Annotated in this window: 7 protein-coding genes; 5 read left to right on the top strand and 2 right to left on the bottom strand. The window is 62.9% G+C overall.

Annotated features, from left to right (window positions below; genetic code table 11):
- Positions 1 to 1,271 (bottom strand): fibronectin type III domain-containing protein (locus HMPREF1219_RS05560; RefSeq protein WP_016457914.1); only part of this gene is annotated, 1,271 nt, incomplete at its 3' end.
- 267 nt (positions 1,272 to 1,538) lie between these two features.
- Between HMPREF1219_RS05560 and HMPREF1219_RS05555 the strand changes: the two genes are divergently transcribed.
- The 5 genes from HMPREF1219_RS05555 to ndk are packed head-to-tail and all read left to right on the top strand — an operon-like array spanning position 1,539 to position 6,828.
- Entirely contained in the window at positions 1,539 to 4,184 is a 2,646-nt protein-coding gene (locus HMPREF1219_RS05555; protein WP_016457913.1) for a valine--tRNA ligase, read from the top strand.
- A complete protein-coding gene (folC, locus tag HMPREF1219_RS05550) occupies positions 4,181 to 5,641 on the top strand; it encodes a bifunctional tetrahydrofolate synthase/dihydrofolate synthase (protein ID WP_016457912.1) in 1,461 nt (486 codons plus the stop codon). The genes HMPREF1219_RS05555 and folC overlap by 4 nt, the downstream gene beginning before the upstream one ends.
- Positions 5,638 to 6,048, top strand: a complete 411-nt coding sequence (locus HMPREF1219_RS05545; protein WP_016457911.1) for a DUF4233 domain-containing protein — start codon at positions 5,638 to 5,640, stop codon at positions 6,046 to 6,048. The genes folC and HMPREF1219_RS05545 overlap by 4 nt, the downstream gene beginning before the upstream one ends.
- Positions 6,049 to 6,369 carry a hypothetical protein gene (locus HMPREF1219_RS05540; RefSeq protein ID WP_016457910.1) on the top strand — a complete coding sequence of 107 codons (321 nt, stop codon included), beginning with the start codon at positions 6,049 to 6,051 and terminating at the stop codon, positions 6,367 to 6,369.
- Between the two features lie 48 nt (positions 6,370 to 6,417).
- Positions 6,418 to 6,828: a nucleoside-diphosphate kinase gene (ndk, locus tag HMPREF1219_RS05535; protein WP_016457909.1), complete on the top strand. Its 411-nt coding sequence runs from the start codon at positions 6,418 to 6,420 to the stop codon at positions 6,826 to 6,828.
- On the opposite strand, the gene HMPREF1219_RS05530 is transcribed toward ndk, so the two are convergent.
- Positions 6,803 to 7,531, bottom strand: coding sequence for a hypothetical protein (locus HMPREF1219_RS05530; RefSeq protein ID WP_016457908.1), 729 nt, complete (start codon positions 7,529 to 7,531; stop codon positions 6,803 to 6,805). The genes ndk and HMPREF1219_RS05530 overlap by 26 nt on opposite strands.
- Positions 7,532 to 7,599 lie beyond the last annotated feature (68 nt).

Here is a 7,599-nt window from a genome sequence, read left to right as displayed (position 1 = left end):
GGCTTCGGCTCGCTGGTCGGTTTCTCCGTGGTGGGCTTGGGCTCGCTCGTGGGCTTGTTCGGGGTCGGGGTGGTCTCCGCCGGGGTGGTGGGATCCTCGCTGGCGATGGGGCCGGGCTTGATCTCCGGCTTGCGGGACAGCGTCACCGTGTCAATGACCGCGCCTGTTGCCACATCGCGAGTGGTCACCGTGAGCTCCTCCGGGGTCACATCGACGGTGGTGTAATCCGGAGTGCCATCCTGGGCGGTCTTGGCAAAGGTTGCGGGATCGTTGGCGGGGTTCTGCCGGCCCATATCCGCGGGGGCGTTGAGGGAGACAAAGAGCGTCTGCACGTCCTTCGGGTGTACCGTGGGTCCTGCTGCCTTGTCCACGCCGGTGGCGTTCAATAGGTAGGAGCGGCTGTAGTAGCCCGTCCCGCCGCTCAAGATGAGGTCCACACCGGCTTGGCTAGCGATCTTCTGTAGCTCGGGGGTGAGCTTCTGCATCCCGTACAGCACGATCCAGTCCGTGCTGGCGGAAAGGCGCTGCGCCTCACTGGTGATGAAGCTCTCCAGGTCCGCACCGGACACAGCGGTAGCCACGTTGATGAAGCCGACGTTGTTGTGCGTGAACGAGGTGGTCAGCTTCTGGTCACCGGGGAACGAGAAGTGCCAGCTGGTGTCGGCCGCTGTGGCGGTGTCGTCTGTGTGGTAGCCGACTGCCGTGGGAATCAAGTCGGTGCGCATGGTGTCCGTGAACGTGTCGCGCTCTTCGTTGGACTTCTTGTTGGACATCGCGTTGCCGGTAACTACCAGGAGCTCAGGGTGAGTCGCGGCAGCGGCGGCGACCGTGTCGGCCCACGTCGCGTCGTCGACAAGCACATCGGGAGCGCCCGTCGCAGCGAAGGACCAGGAGCTGGACGCAGTGCCCGCCGTGAACGTCATCTCGGGGGACCAAGTGAGGTCAGTGCCCAGCCGGAACGTGTACTGCTGGCCCGGGTTCAAGCCCGTGACCACGGCTTTCTTATGGTAAAAAACGCCGAAACGAGTGGAGAGGGTAGATGACCCGAGGCGCTTGGAGGAAAAATCTTTCTTGGAATCCCCGTTGAAGTCAACGCCCGTGGGGAGTAGATGGGTCTCATCCCACGTGATAGTGGCCGAGGATTCGTCGGTGCCCGGGCCGACGACGACGTTGTAGAAGCCGTTGCCGTTGTCGCCCGCGGAGGCAAAGCTCGGGGCAACCACGAGCGAGGCGGCCATAGCCACAGCTGTGAGAAGGGCGGTTTTACGCATGATGTCTGGTCCTTACTTGATGGTAAAACGCGGAGTGTGAAGTTCTAAGAAACGTTCACTGGTTTCTAAGTAAAACTTAGAATAGCTTATTTTTTCCTGAGTGTCCAGTAAGCCTTGCAGTCTCCTAAAATTTCTAGCTTGAACGCTATAGGTGCAGGTAAACGTGTCAGTGGGGGTAGGGAAAACGCCGCAAACGGGGGTGGTGGGGCGCTTGGTGCACGTGCCAGGGCGTAGAGGGTGTAAAGCGAGTGGGCTCCAGGCGATAAGATGGCTACCGTGACTGATAACCGGGAAAATCGCGAGCTCCCCAGCAAGTGGGAGCCGAAAGAGCATGAAGCAAAACTGTACGAATCGTGGGTAGACAGGGGATACTTCACGCCCGACGCCCACTCGGCCAAGCCTGCCTTCTCCGTGGTGCTACCGCCACCGAACGTTACCGGTCAGCTCCACATGGGGCACGCACTAGACCACACGCTCATCGATTCCATCGTGCGCCGCAAGCGTATGCAGGGCTACGAGGTGCTGTGGCTGCCAGGCATGGACCACGCGGGCATCGCCACCCAAACCAAGGTGGAAGCCAAACTCCAGGAGGAGGAAGGCAAACGCCGCTGGGATTACGAGCGCGACGAGTTCGTGGACAAGGTCTGGGAATGGAAAGAAGAATACGGCGGACGCATCCTCAAGCAGATGCGCGCCATCGGTGATTCCGTCGACTGGACCCGCGAGCGCTTCACCATGGACGAGGGCCTCTCCCGCGCCGTGCAGACCATCTTTAAGAAGATGTACGACGAGGGCATGATCTACCAGGATTACCGCCTGGTCAACTGGTCGCCCGTGCTGGAGACCGCCGTCTCCGATATCGAGGTTGTGTACAAGGATGTCGAGGGCGAGCTCGTCAGCTTCCGCTACGGCTCCATGAACGACGATGAGCCGCACATCGTGGTGGCCACCACCCGTATCGAGACGATGCTCGGCGACGTGGCCGTGGCCGTCCACCCCGACGACGAGCGCTACACCGATCTCGTGGGGCAGGAGTTCCCGCACCCGTTCCGCGACGACCTTACTATTAAGGTCATCGCCGACGACTACGTAGACATGGAGTTCGGAACCGGCGCGGTGAAGATCACCCCGGCCCACGATCCCAACGACTACGCCATGGGGCAGCGCCACAACCTGGACATGCCCATCATCCTCGATTCCACCGCCCACATCTGCAACACGGGCACCCGGTTCGACGGCATGACCCGCGAGGAAGCCCGCCACGAGATCTGCGAGGCGCTGCGCGAGCAGGGCCGCATTGTGAAGGAAATCCGCCCCTACGTGCACTCCGTGGGCCACTCCGAGCGCTCCGGCGAGCCCATCGAGCCCCGCCTGTCCCTCCAGTGGTTTGTCAAGGTGGACAAGCTGGCCAAGATGGCCGGCGACGCCATCCGCGAGGGCAAGACCAAGATCCATCCGCAGGCGCTCGAGCCCCGGTACTTCGAATGGGTGGACAACATGCACGATTGGACGATCTCCCGGCAGCTGTGGTGGGGCCACCGCATCCCGATCTGGTACGGCCCCGAGCCCGCCGACGGTTCAGAGCGCGACGTGGTGTGCTGCGGCCCCGACGACGTCCCGCCGGAGGGCTACACGCAGGACCCCGACGTGCTGGACACGTGGTTTAGCTCCGCGCTGTTCCCGTTCTCCACGATGGGCTGGCCGGATTCTGCCGACGACCTGAAGAAGTTCTACCCCACGAGCGTCCTCGTCACCGCCTACGACATCCTCTTCTTCTGGGTGGCCCGCATGATGATGTTTGGCACCTACGCCGGCGAAATGACCCCCGGCCTTGGCGAGGTTCCGTTCACGGACCTGTTCCTCCACGGGCTTGTCCGCGACGAACGCGGCCGCAAGATGAGCAAGTCCCTGGGCAACGGCATCAACCCCATGGATTGGGTGGAGGAGTACGGCGCGGATGCGCTGCGCTTCGCCCTCGCCCGCGGTGCCAACCCCGGCGTCGACCTCCCGCTCGGTACCGACGCCGGCTCCTCGGCCCGCAACTTTGTTACCAAGCTGTTCAACGCCGCCCGCTTCGCGCTGTCCCGCGGTGCTGAGGTCTCCGGCCCGTCGCCCGCGGCCGTGGGCGACGCCGACCGGTGGATCCTCGACCGTCTCAACGAGGTCACCCGCGACGTCAATGAGCTTCTCGACGATTACCAGTTCGCCAAAGCTAATGAGGAAATGTTCCACTTCGTGTGGGACGAGCTGTGCGACTGGTACCTCGAGCTGTCAAAAACCAACTTCCAGCCCTCCGTCATGGGGCACGTGCTGGACCAGGTCCTCCGCCTCCTCCACCCGACGATGCCGTTCGTCACCGAAACCCTATGGACCGCGCTCACCGGTGAGGAGACCATCACCTTCGCGCAGTGGCCCGAGGCCACCGACGAACCGAAGGATGGGGTTGCCGCTCGCCGCATCGCCGACGTGCATAAGCTCGTCACCGAGGTCCGCCGCTTCCGCTCCGACCAGGGTGTCAAGCCCTCCCAAAAGGTGCCGGCACGTATCGATTTTGCGGCAGCCGACCTCGCCGGCCTAGAAGAGGCCGTGCGCGACCTCGTGCGGCTGACACCCCCGGAGGGCGATTTCACCCCCACAGCCTCCATCGAGATTCGCCTGGCAGAGAAGACCGTGCTCGTGGAGGTGGATACGTCCGGCACCATCGACGTGGCCGCGGAGATCAAGCGCTGCCAGAAAGACATTGCCAAGCAGGAGAAAGAGCTGGACACCACCGGCAAGAAGCTCGGCAACGAGGCGTTCTTGTCCAAGGCCCCCGAGGCCGTTGTGGACAAGATCAAGAAGCGCCGCGAGGTGGCCCAGGCCGAAAAGGAGCGCCTGGAGGCCCGCCTCGCCCAATTGGAGAACATGCGATGAGCCTTGAGTTCAACGATTCCGGCCTCACCCTCAACCTTTCAGAGAAGAAGGAGCACGAGGAGAAACGGCCGGTAACCAAGGAAGACCTGGCGCGCCTGGCGGAGGTAGACGCCGAGCACAACGAGCGGTGGAGCGAGATCCACATCGATCCCTCGCTTTCCCGGATCGCCAAGCTCATGGATCTGCTCGGCCACCCCGAGCAGGCCAGCCCGATGATCCACGTCGCCGGCACCAACGGCAAGACCTCCACGGTGCGGATGATCGAGTCGTTGCTGCGTGCCTTCTCGCGCCGCACCGGCCGCACGACGAGCCCGCACCTGCAGCTTGTCACCGAGCGCATCGGCATCGACGGCGAACCCATCCATCCGGCCGATTACGTGCGCATCTGGGAAGAGATCAAGCCCTACGTGGAGATGGTCGACGCCGAGGCCGAGTACCCGATGAGCAAGTTCGAGGTGCTCACCGCCATGGCTTTCGCCGCCTTTGCCGACGCCCCCGTGGACGTGGGAGTGGTGGAAGTGGGCATGGGCGGCCGCTGGGATGCCACCAACGTTGTCCACGCCGATGTCAGCGTCATCTGCCCGGTGGGTCTCGATCACCAGGGAATGCTCGGCGATACCATCGCCGAGATCGCCGGGGAGAAGGCAGGCATTATCAAGCCCAAGTGGGATCCCACCGATCTGCTGCGCCCGGGGCCGGTCACCGTTATTGGCAAGCAAGACCCGGACGCCATGCGGGTAATCCTGGAAAAGGCCGTGGAGGAGGACAACTCCGTGGCCCGGCTGGGGCAAGAGTTCGGCGTCACAGAATCCACCGTCGCCGTCGGTGGCCAGCAGCTCACCATCCAGGGGCTCGGTGGCACGTACGAGGACATCTTCCTGCCGCTGTCCGGTGCCCACCAGGCGGAAAACGCCGCCGTGGCGCTGGCAGCCGTCGAGGTGTTCTTTGGCGCGGGAACCGGCCACCAGCTCGACCTCGAGACGGTCAAGCGCGGTTTCGCGCAGGTGCAGTCTCCCGGTCGCCTCGAGCGCGTCCGCGCCACGCCGACCACTTTCATCGATGCCGCCCACAACCCGCACGGCGCGAAGGCGCTGGCAAAGGCCATCGACCGAGATTTCACCTTCCGCCGCCTCATCGGCGTGATGGCGTGCCTGGGCGATAAGGACGTGGACGGGGTGCTGCGCGAACTCGAGCCCGTCTTGGACGAGGTCGTGTGCACCGTGAACACGTCGCCGCGCTGCCTGCCCGCCGAGGAACTGGCGGAAAAGGCCCGCGCGATCTTCGGCGAGGAACGCGTTCACCTGGCAGAGACGCTGCCGGGAGCGGTGGAGCTCGCCGTCGAGCTTGCCGAGGATCCCACCGAGGGTGATACGGTTTCCGGCGGAGGCATCCTCATCACCGGTTCGGTTGTCACCGCGGGTGAGGCCAGGACCTTGTTTGGAAAGGACCCAGCATGACCGACAAGCAAGAATACGGCCCCCTGGGGCCAGGCCACGAGCCCGCGAAGGATCCCATCAAGGGCCTGCGCGGCGTGATGAGCGGCGTGCTCATCGCCGAGGCGATCACCCTGGGGCTCGTCCTTACCGTGATCTCCAAGTTTGGTGACCTGTGGACCCCGGCCAACATCTGGTTTGTCTCTATCGTCACCGTTGCCCACGTGGTGGCCGCCTTCCTGCAGCGCTTCAGCTGGGCGATCTGGATGAACATCGCACTTCAGGTGGTGGCCCTGGGAGGATTCTTCATCCACTGGTCGATGGGGGCCGCGGTCATCATCTTCATCCTCGTGTGGGTGTTCGTGTTCTACCTGCGCAACGTCATCATAGAGAGGCAGAAGCGTGGACTTCTCACCACGCAGCACACATAAATGAAGTTTATTTACGGTTTTGCAACACTGTGTTTCCTGCTCACCGCCGTCACCTACTACATGGGTGGCCGGTGGGGATGGGGTACCGCCATCCTCATTTTGGGAATCGGCACGGCCATCCTCACCTATGTGGAGTTCAAGAAGCCGCCGCGCGTGGAGTTCACCGCCTCGGTGGCTAATTCCATCCCGGATGACACGAAGGTGGAGGTCGCCCGCCTCAAGCGCGACGGCGACACCGTCTCCGCCACCAGGTGCCTGCGCGAGGCCGTCCCCGGTCTCAGTCTTCCGGATGCCAAGGATGCTGTGGAGAGGTTCTTTTAGTCCCAGCAGCCGTGCCGTCTTTGACGCTATCTAGTAGAGTTGTGCACCATGACTGAACGTACACTCATTCTGATCAAGCCTGACGGCGTCAAGAACGGCCACGTCGGCGAAATTATCTCCCGCATCGAGCGCAAGGGACTCAAGCTCGTCGCCCTCGACCTGCGGGTTGCTGACAAGGCAACTGCCGAGAAGCACTACGCCGAGCACGAGGGTAAGCCCTTCTACGGCGAGCTCGTTGATTTCATCACCTCCGCACCGCTCATCGCCGGTGTCATCGAGGGTGAGCGCGCCATCGAGGCATGGCGTCAGCTCGCCGGCGGCACCGACCCGGTGTCCAAGGCTACCCCCGGCTCCATCCGTGGCGATTTCGCCCTCACCGTTGGCGAGAACGTTGTCCACGGCTCGGATTCCCCCGAGTCCGCCGAGCGCGAAATCAAGATCTGGTTCCCGAACCTCTAATCGCGGCGGCCAAACCGCTGGCAGTAAGCTCCACGTTCCATTCGTGGGGCTTATTTTTATACCCGATGGAGTAGATAGCGATGGTCCCCTTATCCCGCATCCGCTTGCACAGCTCCACGGCCTCGTCCTTACTTATGCCCAGTTTTTTGGCGAGCGTTTTGACCTTCATCCGCCAGCCGCCGGTGGCACCGCCGTCCCTGAGAACGTACATTGCCCTTTGCTCCACGTCACTCGTGGCAGGTGGCAAGGCCTTGATTGGCTGTTTCAATACACGCTTCATGCGGTTGAGGCGCCTCTTGTGCAGCCGCCTGGCATCGGCGATCATTCCCAGGCTGAGCGTCACGGACCACAGCCCGAACAGGCCGTATTCAGCCACCGCCTGGGGGATATCAAAATGCGGGGTGAACGCGTCGCCGGTGGCATCAAAAAACATCGCGGTGACTAGCGCGATGATGGTTCCGCTCGCGCTCTTGTACACGGCATCCTCTTCGTGGTCGTATACTGCGAAAACCCCTCGCGTTCCCTGGTCGCGGAAGGTCACCACAAAAGCCAGTACCGTGAGCACCGCGAAGATCGCAGCCCACGCGAGGTTCTCGTAGTTGAGCGCGACGCGGGTGGCGGCAAACGATACGCCCGCGGCCACGTAGGGAAGCGGTCGAAACTGGGGCAGTCCGGGTGTCGGTTCCACCGGTAGTTGAGGCATGACAAAAGGCTACATTATTGCCGGTGGGCTCCTCGCTGTGCAACAATAGGTGCATGGTGCGTTCGCCC

It is taken from the genome of Corynebacterium pyruviciproducens ATCC BAA-1742 (genome assembly GCF_000411375.1).
Classification (GTDB): domain Bacteria; phylum Actinomycetota; class Actinomycetes; order Mycobacteriales; family Mycobacteriaceae; genus Corynebacterium; species Corynebacterium pyruviciproducens.
This window is presented reverse-complemented; position numbering and strand designations above follow the sequence as displayed.

What these genes read in the sequence shown, in the direction of transcription:
- HMPREF1219_RS05555 (WP_016457913.1), top strand. Translation starts at nt 1,539, where the DNA reads ATGGCTACCGTGACTGATAACCGGGAAAATCGCGAGCTCCCCAGCAAG.
- HMPREF1219_RS05545 (WP_016457911.1), top strand. Translation starts at nt 5,638, where the DNA reads ATGACCGACAAGCAAGAATACGGCCCCCTGGGGCCAGGCCACGAGCCC.
- HMPREF1219_RS05540 (WP_016457910.1), top strand. Translation starts at nt 6,049, where the DNA reads ATGAAGTTTATTTACGGTTTTGCAACACTGTGTTTCCTGCTCACCGCC.
- ndk (WP_016457909.1), top strand. Translation starts at nt 6,418, where the DNA reads ATGACTGAACGTACACTCATTCTGATCAAGCCTGACGGCGTCAAGAAC.
- HMPREF1219_RS05530 (WP_016457908.1), bottom strand. Translation starts at nt 7,531, where the DNA reads ATGCCTCAACTACCGGTGGAACCGACACCCGGACTGCCCCAGTTTCGA.
- folC (WP_016457912.1), top strand. Translation starts at nt 4,181, where the DNA reads ATGAGCCTTGAGTTCAACGATTCCGGCCTCACCCTCAACCTTTCAGAG.